Below are 21,080 nucleotides of genomic sequence, written 5' to 3'. Positions count from 1 at the left end.
CGTCACGCCATTCCCATATTCACGATGCAGGTCAGATCTCTTCGCCTTTCTTCAGCAGTTCTTCAATCAACTCACGTTGCAGATCGGTGCTGTCGCCGCCTCCGAACTCTGCCGCGCCACCGGAATACAGGGTGCCATATGTCCTGGCGATGTTCACAGTCTGGGCCAGCCCCGAGATCAGCTGATCTTTTTCCAACAGGGACAACGGGTGGATAAACGCAGCCCACAAGGTGCCATTGGCGATCGCGTAACGGGCATCCAGAGTGCTGTCGAAATTGGCCTGCATCATTCGAATCAAGTCTTCCTCCGACAGCGCCTCAGCGCTGCGGATCGGGACCATGGCCCGCATCCGATCCGCATTGGTGTCGGTGATGACCAAGACCTGTACCCCTGCAATCGTCAATTGAAACCCGGGGCCGCTCGGCTCTGCTTCGGGGTCAAGCGCGAAAAGAATGTTGCCCAGCCGTTCGTACGTCATGGGCGGCTCGGCTTCGGGTGGGCTTTGCACGGGCTCTTGCGCGGCAAGGCTTCGGGCAATGAAAACAAGAATGAGGGCTGATCGGATCATGATGGCACTCCTGCAGGCATTCTTTCAGCATAGGTACGCAAAACCACACTGACCAAACAAAGCTTGGTGAACGCGCCTTCTGGCCATTCAGGTACTTGTACGATCTGCAATATCTGATGGCCTATCTGCGATTACACGTCCAACTTTCACCCCCTAACTATGTTTCACCGGTCGACGATCCGATCGACCCGAACCCAGAACCAAGAGGAAACGTGTAATGAAAACTATCGTCTTCACCGCCCTGGCGGCCGCCATCGCCCTGTCCACTCCGGCTTTTGCCGCGGACGAAATCAACGTGTCGAACGGCATCTCGGCCGCAGGTGCCCCGCTTGCCGCACATGGGGTCGATCTGGTTGCTTTGGTCAATGATGGCAACCCGGTCGAAGGCTTCGCCACCCACTCGGCGACATATGATGGCGCATCCTACTACTTCACCACCGCCGCCAACCTAGAGGCGTTCGTGGCCAACCCGGCGGCCTATCTGCCGCAGCATGGTGGGTTCTGTTCATTCGGCGTGTCGGTCGGCAAGAAGTTCGACGGAGACCCGGATCAGTACCTGGTCGCAGATGGAAAACTGTACCTGTTCCTGAACGCCGAAACCCGCGCGGCCTTCCTGAAGGACGTTCCCGCCACCACAAAAACGGCGGACGAACAGTGGGCAAATATCAAGAGCATCGCCGTAGGCGAGCTGTAAATGTCGCCCCTGCCTGCGACGTCAGCGCGTCGCGGGCAGTTTTGCGCTTATGATTTCAAGCGCTTTGGCCAATGCAGCCTCGATACTGAGGTCTGTTGTGTCCAGTCGCACTGCATCCTCGGCTGGCTTCATCGGCGCAGCGCTGCGCTCTGCGTCGCGCGCATCCCGCTCTTTGACATCTGCCAGAACCTGTTCGCGCGTCACGTCAGCACCTTTTGCGCTAAGCTCCAGAAACCGGCGTTCAGCTCGCACCTCTGGGCTGGCCGTTACAAACAGCTTCACCTCGGCATTGGGACAAATCACCGTCCCGATGTCGCGCCCATCCAAGACGGCACCGCCCGACCTTCGGGCAAAGGCGCGCTGAAAATCCACCAAGGCGGCGCGAACCTCGGGGATCACCGCCACTTTGGATGCGGCCTGCGCGATTTCAGCCGTGCGCAGATCACCCTGCTCAAGCTCTTCGGCGGTCAGGGCCTGCGCTGCTTCAAGCGCGCCAAACCCTTCAAGAGTACGCCGCCCAACGGCGCGATACAGCAAGCCGGTGTCCAGATGCGCGAACCCGAAATGCGCCGCAACGGCCTTGGAGATCGTGCCCTTGCCCGCAGCCGCAGGTCCGTCAATGGCGACAGTGAAGCTCACCTGCGCTCTACCTTTGCACCAAGCGACGCCATCAACGGCTCAAAAATCGGGAAGGATGTCGCGATCGGACCACCATCATCCACGCTTACCGGGTTCTGCGCGCCCATGCCCATCACCATGAAGGACATGGCAATGCGGTGATCCAGGAAGCTTTCGCACGTCCCGCCGCCGGGAACCTTGCCGATACCCAACCCTTCGACCGACCACCAGTCGTCACCCTCGTCGACCGTGACGCCGTTGGCGCGCAGACCGCGCGCCATGGCATCGATGCGGTCGCTTTCCTTCACCCGGAGTTCCTTCACTCCGCCCATCATCGTGGTGCCCGTGGCGTTTGCGGCAACCACGGACAAAACGGGATATTCGTCAATCATCGAGGCCGCGCGTTCAGGCGGTACGTCAATACCCTTCATGTCTGGCGAGTATTTCGCGCGCAGATCGGCAACCGGCTCGCCGCCCTCTTCGCGCTCGTTTTCATAGGTCAGGTCGGCGCCCATCTCGCGCAGTGTCGTGAACAGGCCCGCGCGCGTGGGGTTCAGGCCGATACCCGGCACCAGAACGTCCGAACCGGGCGTGATCAGCGCCGCGCAAACCGGGAAGGCCGCGCTGGACGGGTCGCGTGGAACGGCGATGACTTGCGGCTTCAACTCCGGGCGCCCCGTCAAAGTGATGACCCGGCCTTCATCGGTGTCTTCCACCGTAATTTCGGCACCGAAACCGGACAACATCCGCTCGGAATGATCGCGGGTCGCCTCTTTCTCGATAACCACGGTTTTACCGGGGGCATTCAGCCCCGCCAGCAGGACGGCGGATTTCACCTGGGCCGAGGGCACCGGAACTTCGTACCGGACCGGAGTCGGGTCTGCCGCACCGACGATCGTCATGGGCAAACGCCCCCCCGAACGGCCCACGGCCTGCGCACCAAACAACGCAAGCGGATCCGTTACTCGCGCCATGGGACGCTTGTTCAGGCTGGCATCGCCGGTAAAAGTTGCCGTAATCGGCGAGGTCGCCATGGCACCCATGATCAGCCGGACTCCGGTGCCGGAATTGCCGCAGTTAATCACCTGATCCGGTTCGGCAAACCCGCCAACGCCCACGCCATGCACGGTCCATTCGCCGCCGCCATGATCTGTGACTTCTGCCCCGAAGGCCCGCATTGCCTTTGCGGTGTCCAAGACGTCCTCACCTTCGAGCAACCCCGATATCCTGGTCTCGCCTACAGCCATCGCGCCAAGGATCAGTGACCGGTGCGAAATTGACTTGTCGCCCGGCACCTCTGCCGTGCCGGTCAGCGGGCCGCAGGGATGCGAAGTCATCGGGATGGGCGTTCCGTGTCCGGACATGGGGGCTCCTTTTGCGCTATCAGTGCTCAAGCCGATTAGCGAATTGGCACCGGTTGGTCCAGCGGCAATCAGTCTTTGCGGCGGAAGGTCAGGTAATGGGGCGTGCGTCCTTCACGCAAGGCTTTCTGCTCGTAGCGTGTGGAAATCCAGTCGTCCCACGGCTCGCGCCAATCTGCGGGGCGCTCGGCCAGCCACTCGAACCCGGCGCGGGGGACTTCCTCCAGTGTCTGCCGCACATAGTCGGGGATGTCCGTGGCGACCCGGAAGATCGATCCAGGCTTCAAGACCTTTGCCAATGGTTCAAGATGTTCCGGCGTCACGAAACGGCGTCGATGATGCCGGGTTTTCGGCCACGGGTCAGGATACAGAAGGAAGGCGCGCGATATACTGGCCTCTGGCAGCACGTCGAACAGGTCTCGGGCATCGCCGGGATGCACAGCAAGGTTATCAACCCCCGCCTGCCGAATTTTGCCCAGCAGCATGGCAACGCCGTTGATATAGGGCTCGGCCCCGATGATGCCGATGTCGGGGTTGCTTTGCGCCTGATGAACCAGATGCTCGCCGCCGCCAAAGCCGACTTCCAGCCAAACCGGTTTGCCGCCGAACAACGTGTTCAGGTCCAACGGCCTGCGTTCGGGGTTTGTATCCCAATCCACCGCACCGGGCGACAAAGCCGCCAGATCTTCGTTCAGATAGGTCTTTTGGCTGGGCTTCAGGGTCTTGCCCTTGAAGCGGCCATAGAAGTTTCTGCGCGGGCGTTGTGGGGTCTCGGTGCTCATGGCGGTCGCCATACTGCGCGCCAGAGAACGTTGCAAGGGCGCGCGGCACGCACAAGGAAAAAGCGCGCCCTCAAAGGCGCGCTTTGTGTTGTTCAGGTCAGACTGCGGATTTCAACGCATCGACCAGATCGGTGCGCTCCCAGCTGAAACCACCATCATCGCTCGGCTGGCGACCAAAGTGGCCGTATGCAGCTGTGCGCTGATAGATCGGCTTGTTCAGTTGCAGATGCTGGCGAATGCCGCGCGGTGTCAGATCCATGACCTCACCCACAGCTTTTTCGATAACCGCATCCGCCAATTGGCCGGTTCCATGTGTGTCGGCATAGATCGACAGCGGCTTGGACACGCCAATCGCATAGCTCAGCTGAATCGTGCAGCGTTCGGCCATGCCGGCCGCCACGACGTTTTTGGCCAGATAGCGTGCTGCGTATGCTGCCGAACGGTCAACCTTGGTCGGGTCTTTGCCCGAGAACGCGCCGCCGCCATGAGGGGCCGCACCGCCATAGGTGTCCACGATGATCTTGCGCCCGGTCAAGCCCGCGTCGCCATCCGGCCCGCCAATAACGAATTTGCCGGTCGGGTTGACGTGCCATTCGGTTTCGGCCGAAAGCCAGCCGTCAGGCAGGGTTTCACGGATATAAGGCTCGACGATGGCGCGGATGTCATTCGAAGTCAGCGCTTCATCCAGGTGCTGCGTAGACAAAACGATCGAGCTGACGCCGACCGGCTTGCCGTCGCGATAAACGACTGACAGCTGCGACTTTGCATCGGGGCCCAAAGCAGGTTCGGTGCCATTCTTGCGCACTTCAGCCAGTCGCCGCAGAATAGCGTGTGAATACTGGATCGGTGCAGGCATCAGCGCCGGAGTTTCAGTCGTGGCATAACCGAACATGATGCCTTGGTCGCCGGCACCCTCGTCCTTGTCATCCGCAGCGTCAACGCCCTGAGCGATATGGGCAGATTGTTCGTGCAGCAGGTTGGTTACTTCGACGGTTTCGTGGTGAAACTTGTCCTGCTCGTAACCGATGTCTTTGACACAGTCGCGGGCGATCTGTTCGATGCGACCCATGTAATCGTGCAGCTTGTCTTGATCAGACAGACCTACTTCGCCACCGATCACAACCCGGTTGGTCGTGGCGAAAGTTTCGCAGGCCACACGGGCTTCTGGTTCTTCATTGAGAAATGCATCAAGGACAGCATCCGAGATGCGGTCACAGACCTTGTCGGGATGCCCTTCGGAAACGGATTCCGAAGTAAATGTATAGTTCTGTCGGGACATAAATGCGCTCCATTAGGGGTTTCTCCGCCACGCCAGGAAGCCGTTGTGACAGGTCACAGACGCATACGCTCGCTTAAAGATGTGGTCAATCTTAAATTATTTGGTCAGGCGACGGATGTTGAACCACGCCAATGCAGCAAGAAACAATAGCAGTCCAAGAACAGGGCTGTCCCCGATGCGGGAATAAACTGTTGGCTGATGTGGCTGCGGCAGGATCGCATCCACGTATCCCGCCTTGCCCAGCGCCAATGAGGCCGTGACCTGACCCAATGGGTCAATCATGGCCGATATGCCGGTATTGGCCGAACGGATCATCGGCAGACCCTGTTCAATTGCCCTCATCCGGGCCTGTGCCAGATGCTGAAAAGGTCCCGAACGCGTTCCGAACCACGCGTCATTTGTGATCTGCAACAGAAAGTCCGCCCGACCCGCCGCCCCGTTCACATCCTGCGGGAACACGGCTTCGTAACAGATCAGAGGCAGCGCCCTTCCCAATTTGCCAAGGCCCAAGAGCTCGGGCCCCGGCCCTGCGCTGAATCCATGCCCCGTTGTGGCCGCCATCCCATAAATCCCAAAACGGCCCATCAACTCGCCAAAAGGCACATATTCTCCAAACGGGGCCAGATGGTGTTTGTCATACAGACCGCCCTGCTGCCCGGCTTCATCCAGATAGACCATCGAGTTGAAAATCCTCGGGCCGTCTCCACGCTGGATCCCCAAAACCACGGGCGTCCCCTGAGCGGCATCCGCAATGGCCGTCAAATACGGTTGCGCGCTGCCCAGCCAGGCTGGAACTGCGGTCTCGGGCCAGACGATCAGGTCCGGTCTGGGCAAAGCGGCGGAATATTCAATCTGACGGGCAAAGAACAAGGGCGCATATGCCGGGTCCCACTTTTGGTGTTGCGGCGCGTTGGGCTGAACGACACGAACTGTGTGCCGGCCTTCCTGAACCGTTGGCCGCATCGACGCATAGCCAATCGCCAGCACCACCGCCGCAGCTGTAAATCCCAGTGGACGGACCAGTGCCCGCAAGCGTCTTTCCTGAGTCAGTGCCGCCCCTATCGGAAACGCCACGGCAAATGTCAGCGCATTCAAGCCATACGGCCCCACCAGAGACAGCACTTGCGCCACGGGCGTATTCATCCAGATTTGCGCCACTCCGCCCCAAGGGAACCCGGTCAGCACGTATCCCCGGGCCAGTTCGGCCAGCGACAGCGTTGCGATCAGCAAAACGCCTTGCTGCATGGCGGTCGCGCCAACATGCCGCGCAAGTCGAAACGCAATTGCCCAGAACAGGGCGAGCCCGCCAGCCATGAACACCAGCGCAAACGGTGCCATCCAGGCGTGACGCTCTGCATCCACCTGAAAGGGCTCGATGATCCAGCTGAGCGCATGGGCAAAATAGCCGGTGGCGAAGAACCAGCCGATCCACCCCGCGCGAGCACGGGTTTCACTGGCGAGGAACACCGGAACGATCAAAACCAGTGCAACAACCGTAGCGCCCCAATACCCATGCGGTGCCTGGCCAAAAGCGCCGAAGGCGCCCAGTGCGGCGGCGGCAAACAATCTCAACGATAACGGCCAGCCCCGAACAGGCGTCATGCAGCGACGTCCGGCAGCATGACGCGCAACCGTTTGATGCGTCGCGGGTCGGCTTCGATCACTTCGAATTCCGGCCCTTCCGGATGAATCACGACCTCACCCCGTGCCGGAACACGCCCGGACAGCATGAACACTAGCCCCCCCAGCGTGTCGATGTCTTCTTCATCCACATCCTCGTGGCTGGTCAAGGATCTGCCGATCTCGGCCTCGAAGTCCTCAAGCGGCACACGTGCCTGCACAACGTAACAGCCCGGCTTTTCCTGCACCCAAAGCTGATCTTCGTCTGCATCGTGTTCGTCCGCGATCTCACCCACGACCTGCTCGATCAAGTCTTCGATCGTCAGCAGCCCGTCGACGCCGCCATACTCATCAATCACCAACGCCATATGGCGACGTTCGGTCTGCATCTTGGTCAGCAGGACACCGATCGGCATTGAAGGCGGCACGAACAAAAGCGTGCGCAACATGGATTTCAGGTCAAACTTGTCCGCACCGCCATTGAAACCATGGGTCAGCGCTAAATCCTTGAGGTGAACGAAGCCCAACGGCGTATCCAGCGTTCCTTCATAAACCGGAATTCTGGACAACCCACTGTCCCGGAACACGTCAGCCAGCTCATCCTTGGTGATGGTCGAAGGAACCGCGATGATCTCGGCCGTGGGAATGGCCACGTCTTCGACGCGCATCCTGCGCAGGTTCATCATCCCGTGAGGCCGAGCTGCCGCTGCGCTCTGCCCGTTCATCCCCGGGTTTTGCTGAGTCTCCTGACTCGAAAACGCATCGAAAATTCGGGAAATAAACCCGCTTTTCTCTTCTGTATCATTGCCGCTGTCCTGAGGTTGCGCGCTTTGCGCCGCCCTAGAACTGCCGTCTGTTTCGCCCATTACCTTGTTCCAATTGATCGGGTCACATGACCCACCTTATACCTTATATGGGTCATCTATACCCAACTTGCCAAGTATCTCGACCTCAATCCCTTCCATCAAAGCGGCGTCGGGGTCACGAATGTGATCATATCCCAGCAAATGCAACGTTCCGTGAACAAGCAAATGGATGACGTGATCGTCAATGTCCTTGCCTGCCTCATCCGCTTCACGCGCGCAGGTGTCGAAGGAGATCGCAATATCGCCCAAAGGAATTTCACAGGTGAAATCCGGCTTTGGCGGATGGGGCGCTTGCCCGGCTTCCTCCGGGGCCAAATCTTCTGCCGGCCAGCTCAGAACATTGGTGGCGGCTGGTTTGCCGCGAAACTCGGCGTTCAGTTCCGAAATGCGTGCGTCATCGCATCCCAGAACGCTGATCTCGCAAAGTTCAGGGTCCAGTTCCGCATAGGACAGGACAGCGGATATCGCTTGCCGCGACAAAGCTTCAAGCCCTTGCCACCGGTCGTCTTCGACAGTGAGTTCCAGATTCATCTTATCGCACAAAAGCCCTGTGAATGAGCCTTGCAATCAAGTGGATTCCCGGCCCGCATCCGCCTCATACGCCTCGATGATCGCGGCCACAAGCGGGTGGCGAACCACGTCCTTGGACGTGAAATAGTTGAAACTGATGTTGGGGATCGTTTTCAACAGTCTTTCCGCATCCTGCAAACCCGACTGAACGCCGCGTGGCAAATCCACCTGAGACCTGTCGCCGGTGATTACCATGCGGCTGCCTTCGCCCAGACGAGTCAGGAACATCTTCATCTGCATGGTCGTGGCGTTTTGTGCTTCGTCCAGCACCACAAAAGCATTGGCCAACGTGCGTCCACGCATGAACGCCAGCGGCGCTATTTCGATTCGCTTTTCCTCAATCAACTTGGCCAGTTGCTTGCCGGGCAGAAAATCATTCAGCGCGTCGTACAGCGGCTGCATGTAGGGATCGACCTTGTCTTTCATGTCACCGGGCAGATAGCCCAGTTTTTCACCCGCTTCGACCGCCGGGCGGCTGAGGATGATTCGATCAACATGCCCGCCAATGAACATCGACACGCCCACGGCAACAGCCAGATAGGTTTTCCCCGTGCCAGCAGGCCCAATGCCAAATGCAAGCTCATTTTGAAACAGTGACTGCACATAAGCTTTCTGGGCGTCCGTGCGCGGTTCCACCAGTTTCTTGCGGGTTTTGATCTCGACTGAACCGCCCTTGAACATTTCCAACTGATCGCCGTCGCGGCTGCCGGTCCCCTGTTCCGAACCACCCATCCGCAGTTCTCGGTCCACGTCCGCGGCCTCGACCTCGCGCCCGCCTTCCAAGCGCGTGTAAAGCGATTGCAGCACTTCAATAGCCTGCTTCTGGGCGTCTTCATCGCCCATCACGACAAGCTGGTTGCCGCGGCGTACGATCTGGACGGAAAGCTTGCTTTCGATGTCGGTCAGATTGCGGTCGTATTCGCCGCACAGGTCAATCAACAATCGGTTGTCGGGAAACTCTAAAAACGCCTCGCGTTGGGGCATTTCGTCTTGCGGTGGGGTCAGGGCACCGATGGCCAATCCGTTCTCCTGTCTTGGCGGTTCACCCCGAGCGTAGACAACAAATCTCGGTGGGCGCAAGCCACAGTTTCAAAAATAAGCCCGCGGATGACAAAAGCGCCGATCATACAAAAGAAAAAAGCCTGTCAGACGCGCATCAGAACGTATAGTTCAGCCCGAATCTCAAGCCGCCGTATTTCGGTGTGGACTTCGTGGAAAAGCCCGAACCGAATTGAACGTCTTCGGATTTGAACTGGACGTATTCGTATTCGCCGGTGACCGACCAATTGTCGGTCAGCTTGTGTTCGGCACCGATGCTTGCGGTATATCCGCCCCGCCGATCCGATGCCGAAAAGCTCTGTACTGTAGCTCCGGATGTGATGTTGTTGGTTGTTTCAACATCGCCCCACAGGTAACCGACGCTGAAAAAGTACAGAACCCGACCATTTCGGCTTGTCAGGCCGCTTCGATATTTGAGGGACAAAACGTCAGATATCTCTGCCCCACCCTCAACGTTCGAACCGCCGATCTGGGCCCTGACACTGTCGTCCAAGGATCCGAAATCATAACTGACTTCAAAACCATAGACGAAATCACGCCCCCACCTTGAAGGCAGAACACCACGCCAACCACCACGAAAGCCGCCGTATGCGCCGGATACGTTCAGGTCGCCAATATCAAACAGCCCGGCGGGCGTTCTCAGACCAAATCGATCGTCCCAGCCTGAGGCGTAGCCTCCAGCAATCCCCAGGTAAAATGCACTGACGTCACTGCTGAACTTCTTGGGGCTGATAACGACAGGATCGGTTGTCGTGCCCTTCAGGTCTCCGGCAATCGTCGCGCTGGCAAAAAAAGTAACAACCGAGGCCAAAGGCAAGGTTTTCACTAGGCTCAGGGTCCTGAAGCTGTTCAAGATTGGCACTCGTACCTCCATCACTCCGATCTTAAGATCGGCGTATAATCGTTTTTTGACGCAATAACGGCGCCTGAAAAACATGGCTCCTCTCGGAGCATAGTTCCAAGCAATAAATCAAGGGTAAATTTTGGAAACAAACACCAACTATGGTGTCTGAACGGCGGAATCTTACCGACTCAGAGCAGCTCGCCCGCCAAAGAGTTGGCGCCCGAGTCGGTGATCCGGACCTCTTTCAGATCACCAACGGCAATCTCGGGCCCTTTCACATGCACCGAATGCAGATACTCGGATTTTCCGACCATCTGGCCCGGCAGGCGGCCCGGTTTTTCAAACAAAACGCGGACTGTACGACCGACCATACCGTCCTGAATTTCCCCTTGGTGCCGTGTGATGAGGGCCTGAAGGCGCTGCAATCGATCATCCGCCGCAGCCGGATCAACCTGAGCCCGCTCGGCCGCTGGTGTTCCCGGGCGTGTGGAATACTTGAAGGAATAGGCGTAGCCGTATTTGACCTCTTCAACCAAATCCATCGTTGCCTGAAAATCCTCTTCGGTTTCTTCTGGGAAGCCGACGATGAAGTCCCCCGACATCACAATATCCGGGCGCGCCGCACGAATGCGTTCGATCAGGCGCAGATAGCTTTCTGCCGTGTGGCTGCGATTCATTCGCTTGAGGATACGGTCCGAGCCCGACTGAACCGGCAGGTGCAGATACGGCATCAGTTTCTCACAGCTGCCATGTGCCTCGATCAGGTCGTCGGCCATGTCATTGGGGTGCGACGTGGTGAAACGAATACGTTCCAGCCCGTCAACCTTGTTCAGTTCCCAGATCAGCCCGGCCAGGGTCATGTCTCCGTCGGGGCCGGCCCCGTGATAGGCGTTCACGTTCTGACCCAACAGCGTGATCTCGCGCACGCCGCGTTCAACCAGATCATGGGCTTCGCGGATGATGCGATCAGCGGGGCGGCTGACTTCGGCCCCACGCGTATAAGGCACCACGCAGAAGGCGCAGAACTTGTCGCACCCTTCCTGAACGGTCAGAAACGCCGTCGGGCCGCGTTTGGCCTTGGGACGGTTTTTCAGTTTTTCAAACTTGTCTTCCTCGGGGAAATCGGTGTCCAGCGCCTTTTCGCCCGCACGGGTCTTGGCCTCCATCTCGGGCAGACGGTGATAGCTTTGCGGACCGACGACCAGATCGACCAGCGGTTGGCGGCGCATGATTTCTTCACCTTCGGCCTGCGCAACACAGCCTGCCACACCGATTTTCAGGTCAGGCTTTTCGGCTTTCAGACCCTTGAAGCGACCGAGTTCCGAATACACTTTCTCAGCCGCTTTTTCGCGGATGTGACAAGTGTTCAGCAGAATCATGTCGGCATCGTCAGGCGTTTTGGTTTCGACATAGCCCTGCCCGCCCAGCGCCTCGGACATGCGTTCACTGTCATAGACGTTCATCTGACAGCCATAAGTCTTGATAAACAGCTTCTTCGGTTCGGACATGGGACGGGCCTTTGCATTCGCTGGATCGGCGTCATCTATACGCTTCGAACGCCGCTTGCAATGCGGGCGCAATTACCCGAATTTGGCAGGACTTTCCAGCAAGGCCGGACCAAAAAGCACCCGATGACGTACGATTCCCTCGACCATTTCCTGAAATCGGGACAGGCCGCACTGGCCAAAGGCCCCGTAGCATTGATTTTTGCCGAGGACGACGTCGAGTTGGCCAGCACGCTGCACCATCATCTGAGGCTGGGTTTCAAATCCGTCATCGTCTTTGCACCGGACGAGTTTCATCTGACAGAGGACCTGTCCGCCAAGGTGCATCGGGTCAATTTGAAATGTGTTCCCCGGCTGGTCGTGTTCGAAACCATAAACAGGATCATTCAGGCCGCACCCGGCATCTGGATGTATTATTGCTACAACGCCGAATACCTGTTCTTTCCCTACTGCGAAACGCGCAGCGTGGGCGAGATGCTTGTCTTTCATGGTGAAGAGCGTCGCAATGCGATGCTCAGCTATGTCATTGACCTGTACGCCGAGGATCTGACCGCACATCCCAATGGCGTGGCCCCCGATCAGGCCATGTTCGACAGTGTTGGCTATTATGCCCATACCCGCCACGACCCAAGCGGCCAACCGCTGGACCGTCAGGTGGATCTTTCGGGCGGGTTGCGGTGGCGGTTCGAGGACCACATTCCCTACGAACGTCGCAGGATCGACCGCATCGCATTGTTCAAAGCACAAAAAAACCTGGTGCTGAGACCCGATCACACTTTCAACGAACCGGAATACAATACCTATTCCTGTCCCTGGCATCACAACCTGACGGCCGCCATTTGTTCTTTCCGTGCCGCGAAGGCGCTGAAATCCAATGCAGGGTCAACCTTTGACATCCGAAGCTTTCGCTGGCGCAACTCGGTGCCGTTTGAATGGCAGTCCCGCCAGCTGCTGGATCTCGGGCTGATCGAATCAGGTCAGTGGTTCTGAGCCGGCCTGGCGCTGCAACAAGATCGGAAACCAATCCTCGCGCAGGCGCTGTCCCGGCGTCATGTCATGACCGGGAAACGGGGGCGAGGTTCGGCCGGGGCGCTCTACATACCGGGCATCGTCGCCCACCAGCCGCAGTGAAAAGGCGCGGCGACGGCTGTCCGACTGGTTTCCGCGCGCACCGTGCAGCGTGCGATAGTTGAAAGCGACGGCATCGCCGGGCTCCATCTCGAATTCGATGACCTTCATACCTTCGGCATCCGGATCCGGCACGGGGATGTACTGACCTTCATCCGGGAAAAAGCCGTCCTCGGAAACCCATCGGGTCGGCAGAACTTCTTTATCCCATCGGTGCGACCCGGCAACACACCGCAGCGTCGCCTGTCTGACCGGATCAAGCGGAGACCAGAAGCTGATCGTCTGCTGACCCTCGACGAAATAATATGGGCCGTCCTGATGCCACGGTGTCGCCATCGACGTACCGGGCTCCTTGACCAGCACGTGATCGTGAAACATCTGAACGCGTTTCGATTGCATCAGATCCGCGGCAACCTCAGCTGCGGGAGACGTCTCGATCACGTCGCGGAACTGCGGAATCCGGGTCCAATTGCAGTAATCATCAAAGAAACGACCTGTTTCACCCGCCTTCTTGTTTTCCGAGGCATAGGGACCGGGATCGGCCATATTCGCGGCCACACCATCGCGCAGTTGATCCACGTGATCCGCAAACAGCCCTTTGACCAGTACGACGCCGTCGGCCTGATAAGTGTCGATCATCTGCTGAGTAACAAGAGGGTGTGGCATCGGAAGCTCCTGAAGTTTTTTTGCTTTTGACCGGAAAAATGTATTCTGTTCAAATCATATCTTTCGAAGTTATTATTAATCTCATGTTATATATTTCGCTGCGCCAATATGAATATGTCTGTGCAGTCGGGCGTCACGGCAGTTTGTCGGCGGCAGCCCAGCATCTCAATGTTTCGCAACCGGCCTTGTCCACTGCGCTGACGCGTGTTGAAGCCCATTTGGGGTATCCGCTGTTCGTTCGCCGCCGGGGTGCAGCCATGGCACTGACACCTCAGGGACGTACGTTCATAGAGAACGCCGAGGTCTTGCTGAAAAATGCTGCGCGAATCGAAACGTCCGATACCTCCGCGCCGGGCACCTCCAGGCTGAGATTGGGCTGCTTTACGGACCTGGCCCCCTTCCTTTTGGCCCCGGCCCTGCAACTTCTCCGCAACACGTTCACCGATCTCAACCTTACCTATGTGGCCGGGTCCTTCGAAGGGCTGCTGAATGGATTGATGGATGGCCAGATTGACATCGCAATCACATACGACCTGACCATGGATGCGGGGTTCGCCCGTACAAAACTGTTCGACAGCAGACCGAGGGCCTTGATGTCCCCGGATCATCCATTGGCGACCACTGCGGAAGTCACCCTTGCAGCGCTGGAAGGTCATCCATTGATTCTGTCTTCGGAAGGATTATCCGCCCAACACATTCTCGGCCTGTTCCGGCAAAACGGGCTGCGCCCTACCGTCGCGCACCGGGCGGCATCCCTTGAGATTCAACGCAGCCTTGCCGCCCATGGTGAGGGAATCGGGATCAGCTATGCCAGCCCACCCAGCAGCTTCAGCTATGACAACAAGCATCTGGTCAGCGTACCGATTGCCAATCCGGACACAGCAGAATCCGTCGTTCTGGCACGGCACGGCACAGGACCCTCTGACACGACCACAGAAAAGGCCGAACGTGTTTTGGTGGCCGGGCTGACAGGCGTTTAAGGTCTGTTACTTCCTGCGCAAGCGAATGACGACATCGACAGAGGCGATTTCGACACCTTCCGGCGCCTCGGGAAGGCGCTGAATGACCAGCTGATCCGACGGCGCATCGCTTAGCCTTGCGTCGTCTTCCCAATAAAAGTGGGGATGATCATGCGTGTTCGTGTCGAAATAGCTTTTCGATCCGTCCACTGTGATTTCTTGCAGCACACCCGCATCGCAAAAAGCACGCAAAGTGTTGTAGACCGTTGCCAGAGACACCGCATCCCCATTCGCCTTTGCCGATTCAAACAGGCTTTCTGCGGTGACGTGGCGATGGCGGCCGTCGCCCACCAAAAGCTCGGCCAGCGCCACGCGCTGACGCGTCGGTCGCAAGCCGGCATTCACCAGCCAACCTGTTGCGATTTCGCGGCTCTGAGGTGTCATCGATCCGATACCCATTATTCCTGCCTTTATATATAGGGGCGCATCACCGGCAATTACAAATGAAATTCATTCGCAAGATAAGAACCAACACAACATGATGTGGCGCGCCGCTCTTGCAGGACCTTGCAAACGGGTGTTAGACGAAGCCAGATGTAAAGACAGACCCCCGGCAGGAAAGGTGGCAGAATGGCCCAGTTCCCTAGCAGTTTTGACAAAGATGATCTGCTGAAATGCGCTCGTGGTGAGTTATTTGGCCCCGGCAACGCACAATTGCCCGCCCCACCGATGCTGATGATGGACCGGATCACCGACATCTCTGCCGATGGTGGTCTGCACGGCAAGGGCCATGTGCTGGCCGAATTCGACATCACACCCGACCTTTGGTTCTTTGAGTGCCACTTTCCGGGCAACCCGATCATGCCGGGCTGTCTGGGGCTGGACGGGCTTTGGCAACTGACCGGTTTCAACCTTGGCTGGCGTGGATGGCAGGGGCGCGGCATGGCCGTCGGCGTCGGCGAAGTAAAGCTGACCGGCATGGTTCGCCCGGACCGCAAGATGCTGACGTATAAAATCGATTTCAAAAAAGCGATTCAAACGCGCCGCCTGACAATGGGTGTGGCGGATGGCATTGTCGAAGCCGATGGCGAGATGATTTATGATGTCAAGGACATGAAGGTCGTTCTATCCGAGGCCTGAGCCTGAACGGTCTGAAACAAGGAGTGCGCACATGCGTCGAGTAGTCGTCACCGGTCTGGGGGTTGTGTCCTCGATCGGGAACAATGCCGAAGAGGTTCTGACCTCGCTCAAAGCAGGTAAATCCGGGATCGTGGCCAGCGAGCAGATGGCAGAACATGGTTTTCGCAGCCAGATCGCGGGTACGCTCAAGATCGACGTGGCCCAGCATGTGGACAAGCGCACATTGCGCTTTATGGGTCCAGGGGCCGCCTATGCACATATCGCCATGAGCCAGGCGATTGCCGATTCTGGTCTGACCGAAGACCAGATCGTCAATCCACGCACCGGGCTGGTTGCGGGGTCTGGCGGACCTTCGACCAGCGCGATGCTGACGGCGCATCAAACCGTTCTGAAGACGGGCGCGACCAAGCGGATCGGGCCATTTGCCGTGCCAAAATGCATGTGCTCGACGATCTCGGCCAATCTGGCGACCGCGTTCAAGATCAAGGGCATCAACTATTCGATCACCTCGGCCTGCTCGACCTCGCTGCATTGCATCGGCAACGCGGCCGAACAGATCATGCTGGGCAAGCAGGACGTGATGTTCGCCGGCGGCGGTGAAGAACTGGACTGGACGCTTTCCTGCCTGTTCGACGCAATGGGCGCGATGTCGTCGAAATATAATGACACACCCGATAAAGCCTCGCGCGCGTTCGACGAAAACCGTGATGGTTTCGTGATTTCGGGCGGCGGTGGAATCGTTGTTCTGGAAGAGCTGGACCACGCTCTGGCCCGCGGCGCCAAAATTTATGCTGAAGTTACAGGTTATGCCGCAACTTCAGATGGTCACGACATGGTTGCTCCTTCAGGTGAGGGCGGCGAGCGCGCGATGCGACTAGCTCTGAGTACCCTGCCCGAGGGGCGCAAGGTCGGCTATATCAATGCTCACGGCACCTCGACCCCCGTCGGCGACGTGGGTGAGGTAGAGGCGGTGCGCCGCATCTTTGGCGAAGGCAATGTACCCCCCATCTCCTCGACGAAGTCGATGACAGGCCACGCTCAGGGCGCGGCGGGCGCGCTTGAGACGATTTTCTGCCTGCTGATGCTGGAAAATGATTTCATTACTCCATCGATCAATGTCGACACGCTTGCCGAAGGCATTCAGCCCGGTGAAATTGCAACTCAAGTGGTTGAAAACGCAGGACTGGACAGTGTCATGACCAACAGCTTCGGCTTTGGCGGCACGAACGGGTCCATGGTTCTTTCAAAGTATAACGGGTGAAAGTAATGTCGGATCTTCTCAAAGGTAAACGCGGCCTGATCATGGGCGTGGCCAATGACCGCTCGATTGCGTGGGGCATTGCCAAGGCCATGCACGAGGCTGGCGCCGAACTGGCATTCACCTATCAGGGCGAGGCATTCGGAAAGCGGCTGGAGCCGCTGGCTCAGAGCTTGGGCAGCGATTTCATGGTCGATGCGGATGTCACCGACGACGAGTCGCTGGATCGCGCTTTTGGCGAGCTGGCCGAACGTTGGCCCACCATAGATTTCCTGGTGCATGCTATCGCCTATTCGGACAAGTCCGAGCTGACAGGTCGGTTCCTGAATACCACACGTGCGAATTTCAAGCATTCGATGGATGTCTCGGCCTATTCCTTCATCGAGGTCGCGCGTCGCGCCTATCCGTTGATGAAAGACAATGGCGGTTCCCTGCTGACCCTGACGTATCAGGGCTCCAACCGGGTTGTGCCCAACTACAACGTGATGGGTGTCGCAAAGGCTGCGCTGGAATCGGCAACGCGCTATTTGGCCAACGATCTTGGCCCCGATGGCATCCGCGTGAACGCGATTTCCCCAGGGCCGATGAGAACCCTCGCCGGTGCAGCGATCGGCGGTGCCCGCAAGACCTACAAATTCTGCGATCAGAATGCACCGATGCGCTCTAACGCCACACTTGAAGCTGTCGGCGGAACGGCTGTGTACCTGACGTCAGATGCAGGTGCCTGTACGTCGGGAGAGATCATCCGCGTTGACGGTGGCTTCCACGTTCTGGGCATGCCTCAGCCCGAATCCATGTGACCATATCTTTCCCTGCCGCTGCCCAGATTTCACCATCATTAGGCGGCAGGTAATCGATATGAGCAAACTTGACCAAATCATTGCAAACAATGCACGCGCGACGCAAAGCCGGCGAAAGCCCGGCTTTCTCAGCCAACGGGCCAGGGTGCTATTGCTTACGTTGACTTCACTGTTGCTGGTGTTCGTCTTCTTTACGCAGCCACAGGTAAGGGCCGCGATTCACGCTCTGATAGGGTGAGATCCGGGCCGGACATCCGGCCCGAACCATGTCTCAGTTGACTGAAACGACTTCGATCTCGAAAACCAGATCCTGCCCTGCCAGCGGGTGATTTGCATCCAGAGTAACGGTGGCTTCGTTTGAATCCACAACCGTTACAGGCACGGCCTGACCTTCTGGCGTTTGCATCTGCAACTGTGTCCCGGGATCCAGGGGGATGTCGTCTGGAATGCCTTCACGGGGAATTTCCTGACGCATCGCAGGGTTGATCGGGCCGTAGGCGTCTGTACAGGCAATTTCCACCCGCGTCTTGTCCCCGGTGGACAGGCCCGGCATGGCACGGTCCAGCCCCGGGATGATCTGGCCCGACCCGACCACGAATTCCAACGGATCACGCCCGTCCGAGCTGTCAAAGACTTTGCCGTCCAGCAATGTCCCGGTGTAGTGGATGCGAACCGTGTCGCCTTGTTTGATTTCGGTCATCGTGGCCTCCGGCCGTTCCAAGGGGTTAAGCGGCCAACCCTATAGGTTGACACAATGTTGTAAACCCTCGGCTCTTTCACCCTCTGCGCCGATGTGCCAACCTGCGCGCAATCTAAGGAGGACCATATGCCGATCACGACCTGTGTGTTCGATGCCTACGGAACATTGTTCGATGTTGCCGCGGCTGCCCGGCAGGCGGCAGACGAGCCGGGTTTCGAAGCCCTGAAAGACAAATGGACCACCGTTGCGGGGCATTGGCGTCTGAAACAACTGCAATACACATGGCTGCGCGCCGTGGCGGATGCGCATGCGGATTTCTGGGACGTTACCCAGGACGGGCTGGATTGGGCTCTGGAGGCCGCAGGCCTGCAAGGCAACCCGGGGCTGCGCCAACGTCTGCTTGATCTCTATTGGGAATTGCAGGCCTATCCAGAAGTTCCGGCCATGCTGAAAGCCCTCAAGGATGGTGGGCTGCAAACGGCGATCCTGTCCAACGGGTCGCCCCCGATGCTGGACGGAGCCGTGAAGTCCGCCGGAATCGGCGATGTATTGGATGATGTACTGTCGGTCGAAAGCGTCGGCGTCTTCAAACCCCACGCCCGTGTCTATGATCTGGTGCAAGACAGGTTTGGCTGCGCACGCGATGACGTTTTGTTCGTCAGTTCGAACGGCTGGGACGCTGCCGGGGCCAGCGGGTACGGTTTTGTGACCGCATGGGTCAATCGGATTGGTGAACCCATGGATCGCCTTCCCTGGACACCTGCGCATGTGCTGTCCGATCTGACCTCGATTCCCAAGCTGGCCGGTCTCTGATGTCAGAATTCATGACAACGGACGGCAGGCGCATCTATTTCAAAGAGTCCGGCACCGGCACGCCGCTTTTGTGCCTGGCCGGTCTGACCCGAAACAGCCGCGACTTTTCGTTTTTTGCGCCACATGCCTCGGGCCTGCGCATGATCGCCATGGATTACAGGGGGCGCGGGCGTTCGGAATACGACCCCGACTTCATGAATTACAATATCTTCCGCGAATCCCATGACGCGATTGAGCTGCTCGATCATCTGGGGATCGAGAAAGCAGTCATTCTGGGAACATCGCGCGGCGGGCTGATCGCCATGGCGCTGGCCGCAAGCCACCCCGAACGTCTGGCCGCCGTAATTCTGAATGACGTGGGTCCGGTTATCGAGCCGTCGGGCATCGCCAAGATCATGGCCTACGTGGGGGCGCAGCCCACCGCCAAAACCTATGATGAAGCCGCCGCCGCATTGAAACACGTAATGGAGCCACAATTTCCCGGTGTTCCACTGGAGACCTGGCGCAAGCAGGCAGAATTTCAGTATGAAATGCGCAAAGACGGGCTGAAGCTGCGATATGATCCAGCCCTGCGCAAGGCGCTTCTTGAACAAGCTGCAAGCGCGGCAGCCCCTGATCTTTGGGTGTTCTTCGAAGCCTTGCGTGGCATTCCCACCGGTGTGATCCGGGGCGCGAATTCCGATGTTCTGGGCGCGGACACTCTGGCCGAGATGCGGCATCGACACCCGGAGCTGATCTCGGTCGAGGTACCGGATCGCGGGCATGTTCCGTTCCTGAACGAAGTCCAATCACTGGACCTGATACAGAAGGTATTGAAGAACGCCGCATGAGCACATTTGAGATGATCGAAGCCGCCGCAGAACGGCTGAAAGGACACGTTCGCGAAACGCCGATCCTGTCGTCGCCCTTTCTCGACACGCTTGCGGGCCGCCGCATTTGGGTCAAACCGGAATGCCTGCAACATACCGGCAGTTTCAAGTTTCGCGGCGCGTGGTCGGCCATTTCGGCGCTGGATGAAGGCATACGCCAGCGTGGTGTGATCGCATATTCATCGGGCAACCATGCGCAAGGCGTTGCGATGGCCGCTTCGAAACATGGGATTGCCTCGGTCATTGTCATGCCGTCGGACGCGCCGCAGCTCAAGATCGACAACACCCGCGCGCTGGGCGGCGAAGTCGTTTTGTACGATCGCGCGAATGAAAAACGGGAGGAAATAGGCGAAGCCATCGCTGCTGAACGTGGTCTGACCCTGATCCGCCCCTATGACGAACCGCAAGTCATCGCGGGACAAGGCACAACCGGGCTGGAAATCGCCAGGCAGGCAGCGGAAATTGGGGTTTCGCAGTCGGATGTTCTGATCTGTTGCGGCGGCGGAGGTTTGACCTCGGGCATTGCGCTGGCGCTGGAGAAACACGCGCCGAATTTGCGGGCGCGCCCCTGTGAGCCGGAAGGGTTCGACGACGTCAAACGATCCTTGGCGTCAGGTCGCATTCAAAACAACAATGCGGCGTCGGGTAACATATGCGATGCGATCCTGACACCGCAGCCCGGCGACATCACCTTTCCGATCCTTCACCGTCTTTGCGGCCCCGGACTCTCTGTCACCGAAGACGAGGCATTGCAGGCCATGGCATATGCCTTTCTGCGCCTTAAAATCGTATTGGAACCCGGCGGCGCCGTAGCACTGGCCGCGGCCCTTTTCCGGGGCGACGAGATCGAAGGCGACGACGTGATCGTCGTCACATCGGGCGGGAATGTCGATCCGGGAATATTTGCTAAGGCGTTGGAATTCCTGACCTGACATCGGTGCGAAAGCCGTGCAAATTACGTCAGGACGGCATGACGACAAG

23 protein-coding genes and 1 riboswitch are annotated in these 21,080 nt (G+C 58.3%); of the genes, 9 read left to right on the top strand and 14 right to left on the bottom strand.

The window, feature by feature from the left end:
* Positions 1-31: 31 nt before the first annotated feature.
* Positions 32-568, bottom strand: a complete 537-nt coding sequence (locus tag ACR3E6_RS09270) for a hypothetical protein (protein ID WP_480486835.1) — start codon at positions 566-568, stop codon at positions 32-34.
* A 217-nt stretch (positions 569-785) separates the two neighbouring features.
* Here ACR3E6_RS09270 and ACR3E6_RS09265 point away from each other — a divergent pair, with 217 nt between their 5' ends.
* The gene (locus ACR3E6_RS09265; protein ID WP_210093552.1) at positions 786-1,262 is read left to right on the top strand and encodes a YHS domain-containing (seleno)protein; all 477 of its coding nucleotides are present in this window, start codon (positions 786-788) and stop codon (positions 1,260-1,262) included.
* Between the two features lie 21 nt (positions 1,263-1,283).
* Here ACR3E6_RS09265 and cmk read toward each other — a convergent pair whose 3' ends face one another.
* From cmk to miaB, 10 genes are all read right to left on the bottom strand, one after another.
* Positions 1,284-1,901 carry a (d)CMP kinase gene (cmk, locus tag ACR3E6_RS09260; protein WP_171636757.1) on the bottom strand — a complete coding sequence of 206 codons (618 nt, stop codon included), beginning with the start codon at positions 1,899-1,901 and terminating at the stop codon, positions 1,284-1,286.
* Positions 1,898-3,244 carry a 3-phosphoshikimate 1-carboxyvinyltransferase gene (gene aroA, locus ACR3E6_RS09255; RefSeq protein WP_480486833.1) on the bottom strand — a complete coding sequence of 449 codons (1,347 nt, stop codon included), beginning with the start codon at positions 3,242-3,244 and terminating at the stop codon, positions 1,898-1,900. Before aroA ends, cmk begins: the two co-directional genes overlap by 4 nt.
* A 68-nt stretch (positions 3,245-3,312) precedes the next feature.
* Complete coding sequence (gene trmB, locus ACR3E6_RS09250) at positions 3,313-4,023, bottom strand: tRNA (guanosine(46)-N7)-methyltransferase TrmB (protein ID WP_171724476.1); 711 nt, start codon at positions 4,021-4,023, stop codon at positions 3,313-3,315.
* A 97-nt stretch (positions 4,024-4,120) separates the two neighbouring features.
* Positions 4,121-5,302: a methionine adenosyltransferase gene (gene metK, locus ACR3E6_RS09245; RefSeq protein WP_480486831.1), complete on the bottom strand. Its 1,182-nt coding sequence runs from the start codon at positions 5,300-5,302 to the stop codon at positions 4,121-4,123.
* Positions 5,303-5,307: 5 nt separating this feature from the next.
* Positions 5,308-5,357: riboswitch (SAM-SAH riboswitch) on the bottom strand.
* 41 nt (positions 5,358-5,398) lie between these two features.
* Positions 5,399-6,904: an apolipoprotein N-acyltransferase gene (gene lnt / locus ACR3E6_RS09240; protein ID WP_480486829.1), complete on the bottom strand. Its 1,506-nt coding sequence runs from the start codon at positions 6,902-6,904 to the stop codon at positions 5,399-5,401.
* Positions 6,901-7,788 (bottom strand): hemolysin family protein, encoded by an 888-nt coding sequence (locus ACR3E6_RS09235; protein ID WP_171636747.1) that lies wholly within the window; start codon positions 7,786-7,788, stop codon positions 6,901-6,903. The genes lnt and ACR3E6_RS09235 overlap by 4 nt, the downstream gene beginning before the upstream one ends.
* Before the next feature lie 36 nt (positions 7,789-7,824).
* The gene (gene ybeY / locus ACR3E6_RS09230) at positions 7,825-8,319 is read right to left on the bottom strand and encodes an rRNA maturation RNase YbeY (RefSeq protein ID WP_480486827.1); all 495 of its coding nucleotides are present in this window, start codon (positions 8,317-8,319) and stop codon (positions 7,825-7,827) included.
* A 36-nt stretch (positions 8,320-8,355) separates the two neighbouring features.
* On the bottom strand, positions 8,356-9,378 hold the full coding sequence (locus ACR3E6_RS09225) for a PhoH family protein (protein ID WP_171636743.1): 1,023 nt from the start codon (positions 9,376-9,378) through the stop codon (positions 8,356-8,358).
* 136 nt (positions 9,379-9,514) lie between these two features.
* Positions 9,515-10,279 carry an outer membrane protein gene (locus ACR3E6_RS09220; RefSeq protein WP_348539536.1) on the bottom strand — a complete coding sequence of 255 codons (765 nt, stop codon included), beginning with the start codon at positions 10,277-10,279 and terminating at the stop codon, positions 9,515-9,517.
* A 170-nt stretch (positions 10,280-10,449) separates the two neighbouring features.
* A complete protein-coding gene (gene miaB, locus ACR3E6_RS09215) occupies positions 10,450-11,769 on the bottom strand; it encodes a tRNA (N6-isopentenyl adenosine(37)-C2)-methylthiotransferase MiaB (protein ID WP_209834883.1) in 1,320 nt (439 codons plus the stop codon).
* A 123-nt stretch (positions 11,770-11,892) separates the two neighbouring features.
* On the opposite strand from miaB, the gene ACR3E6_RS09210 reads away from it, so the two are divergent.
* Entirely contained in the window at positions 11,893-12,756 is an 864-nt protein-coding gene (locus ACR3E6_RS09210; protein ID WP_171636737.1) for a hypothetical protein, read from the top strand.
* On the opposite strand, the gene ACR3E6_RS09205 is transcribed toward ACR3E6_RS09210, so the two are convergent.
* Entirely contained in the window at positions 12,739-13,560 is an 822-nt protein-coding gene (locus ACR3E6_RS09205; protein ID WP_210093560.1) for a phytanoyl-CoA dioxygenase family protein, read from the bottom strand. The genes ACR3E6_RS09210 and ACR3E6_RS09205 overlap by 18 nt on opposite strands.
* 83 nt (positions 13,561-13,643) lie before the next feature.
* Here ACR3E6_RS09205 and ACR3E6_RS09200 point away from each other — a divergent pair, with 83 nt between their 5' ends.
* Positions 13,644-14,540 carry a LysR family transcriptional regulator gene (locus ACR3E6_RS09200; RefSeq protein WP_480486823.1) on the top strand — a complete coding sequence of 299 codons (897 nt, stop codon included), beginning with the start codon at positions 13,644-13,646 and terminating at the stop codon, positions 14,538-14,540.
* Between the two features lie 6 nt (positions 14,541-14,546).
* Here ACR3E6_RS09200 and irrA read toward each other — a convergent pair whose 3' ends face one another.
* Complete coding sequence (gene irrA / locus ACR3E6_RS09195) at positions 14,547-14,963, bottom strand: iron response transcriptional regulator IrrA (protein WP_117872833.1); 417 nt, start codon at positions 14,961-14,963, stop codon at positions 14,547-14,549.
* A 186-nt stretch (positions 14,964-15,149) separates the two neighbouring features.
* Here irrA and fabA point away from each other — a divergent pair, with 186 nt between their 5' ends.
* Genes fabA through ACR3E6_RS09180 form a run of 3 tightly spaced genes read left to right on the top strand, consistent with a single transcriptional unit; the run spans position 15,150 to position 17,717 of the window.
* Positions 15,150-15,659, top strand: coding sequence for a bifunctional 3-hydroxydecanoyl-ACP dehydratase/trans-2-decenoyl-ACP isomerase (fabA, locus tag ACR3E6_RS09190; protein ID WP_152457158.1), 510 nt, complete (start codon positions 15,150-15,152; stop codon positions 15,657-15,659).
* Between the two features lie 31 nt (positions 15,660-15,690).
* Entirely contained in the window at positions 15,691-16,920 is a 1,230-nt protein-coding gene (gene fabB / locus ACR3E6_RS09185) for a beta-ketoacyl-ACP synthase I (RefSeq protein ID WP_171117367.1), read from the top strand.
* Between the two features lie 5 nt (positions 16,921-16,925).
* Positions 16,926-17,717, top strand: coding sequence for an enoyl-ACP reductase FabI (locus ACR3E6_RS09180; RefSeq protein WP_171636730.1), 792 nt, complete (start codon positions 16,926-16,928; stop codon positions 17,715-17,717).
* Positions 17,718-17,988: 271 nt separating this feature from the next.
* Here the strand turns inward: ACR3E6_RS09180 and ACR3E6_RS09175 are convergent, their stop codons facing one another.
* On the bottom strand, positions 17,989-18,417 hold the full coding sequence (locus ACR3E6_RS09175) for an FKBP-type peptidyl-prolyl cis-trans isomerase (protein ID WP_171330048.1): 429 nt from the start codon (positions 18,415-18,417) through the stop codon (positions 17,989-17,991).
* Between the two features lie 126 nt (positions 18,418-18,543).
* Here ACR3E6_RS09175 and ACR3E6_RS09170 point away from each other — a divergent pair, with 126 nt between their 5' ends.
* Genes ACR3E6_RS09170 through ACR3E6_RS09160 form a run of 3 tightly spaced genes read left to right on the top strand, consistent with a single transcriptional unit; the run spans position 18,544 to position 21,031 of the window.
* Positions 18,544-19,230 carry a haloacid dehalogenase type II gene (locus tag ACR3E6_RS09170; protein ID WP_480486820.1) on the top strand — a complete coding sequence of 229 codons (687 nt, stop codon included), beginning with the start codon at positions 18,544-18,546 and terminating at the stop codon, positions 19,228-19,230.
* Entirely contained in the window at positions 19,230-20,060 is an 831-nt protein-coding gene (locus tag ACR3E6_RS09165; RefSeq protein ID WP_480486818.1) for an alpha/beta fold hydrolase, read from the top strand. The genes ACR3E6_RS09170 and ACR3E6_RS09165 overlap by 1 nt, the downstream gene beginning before the upstream one ends.
* Positions 20,057-21,031 (top strand): threonine ammonia-lyase, encoded by a 975-nt coding sequence (locus ACR3E6_RS09160; RefSeq protein WP_480486816.1) that lies wholly within the window; start codon positions 20,057-20,059, stop codon positions 21,029-21,031. Before ACR3E6_RS09165 ends, ACR3E6_RS09160 begins: the two co-directional genes overlap by 4 nt.
* Positions 21,032-21,080 lie beyond the last annotated feature (49 nt).

The organism is Ruegeria sp. AL3, from assembly GCF_056536065.1.
Note: the sequence above shows the minus strand (reverse complement) of the source record. Positions and strands in the feature narration are given on the sequence as shown.

Bases quoted from the DNA above. Each gene is read 5' to 3' on its own strand.
- ACR3E6_RS09180 (WP_171636730.1), top strand. From the start codon at position 16,926: ATGTCGGATCTTCTCAAAGGTAAACGCGGCCTGATCATGGGCGTGGCC.
- irrA (WP_117872833.1), bottom strand. From the start codon at position 14,963: ATGACACCTCAGAGCCGCGAAATCGCAACAGGTTGGCTGGTGAATGCC.
- ACR3E6_RS09205 (WP_210093560.1), bottom strand. From the start codon at position 13,560: ATGCCACACCCTCTTGTTACTCAGCAGATGATCGACACTTATCAGGCC.
- fabB (WP_171117367.1), top strand. From the start codon at position 15,691: ATGCGTCGAGTAGTCGTCACCGGTCTGGGGGTTGTGTCCTCGATCGGG.
- ACR3E6_RS09165 (WP_480486818.1), top strand. From the start codon at position 19,230: ATGTCAGAATTCATGACAACGGACGGCAGGCGCATCTATTTCAAAGAG.
- ACR3E6_RS09175 (WP_171330048.1), bottom strand. From the start codon at position 18,417: ATGACCGAAATCAAACAAGGCGACACGGTTCGCATCCACTACACCGGG.
- ACR3E6_RS09270 (WP_480486835.1), bottom strand. From the start codon at position 568: ATGATCCGATCAGCCCTCATTCTTGTTTTCATTGCCCGAAGCCTTGCC.
- ACR3E6_RS09170 (WP_480486820.1), top strand. From the start codon at position 18,544: ATGCCGATCACGACCTGTGTGTTCGATGCCTACGGAACATTGTTCGAT.
- miaB (WP_209834883.1), bottom strand. From the start codon at position 11,769: ATGTCCGAACCGAAGAAGCTGTTTATCAAGACTTATGGCTGTCAGATG.
- ACR3E6_RS09210 (WP_171636737.1), top strand. From the start codon at position 11,893: ATGACGTACGATTCCCTCGACCATTTCCTGAAATCGGGACAGGCCGCA.
- metK (WP_480486831.1), bottom strand. From the start codon at position 5,302: ATGTCCCGACAGAACTATACATTTACTTCGGAATCCGTTTCCGAAGGG.
- trmB (WP_171724476.1), bottom strand. From the start codon at position 4,023: ATGAGCACCGAGACCCCACAACGCCCGCGCAGAAACTTCTATGGCCGC.
- lnt (WP_480486829.1), bottom strand. From the start codon at position 6,904: ATGACGCCTGTTCGGGGCTGGCCGTTATCGTTGAGATTGTTTGCCGCC.
- fabA (WP_152457158.1), top strand. From the start codon at position 15,150: ATGGCCCAGTTCCCTAGCAGTTTTGACAAAGATGATCTGCTGAAATGC.
- ybeY (WP_480486827.1), bottom strand. From the start codon at position 8,319: ATGAATCTGGAACTCACTGTCGAAGACGACCGGTGGCAAGGGCTTGAA.
- ACR3E6_RS09200 (WP_480486823.1), top strand. From the start codon at position 13,644: ATGTTATATATTTCGCTGCGCCAATATGAATATGTCTGTGCAGTCGGG.
- aroA (WP_480486833.1), bottom strand. From the start codon at position 3,244: ATGTCCGGACACGGAACGCCCATCCCGATGACTTCGCATCCCTGCGGC.
- ACR3E6_RS09160 (WP_480486816.1), top strand. From the start codon at position 20,057: ATGAGCACATTTGAGATGATCGAAGCCGCCGCAGAACGGCTGAAAGGA.
- ACR3E6_RS09265 (WP_210093552.1), top strand. From the start codon at position 786: ATGAAAACTATCGTCTTCACCGCCCTGGCGGCCGCCATCGCCCTGTCC.
- ACR3E6_RS09235 (WP_171636747.1), bottom strand. From the start codon at position 7,788: ATGGGCGAAACAGACGGCAGTTCTAGGGCGGCGCAAAGCGCGCAACCT.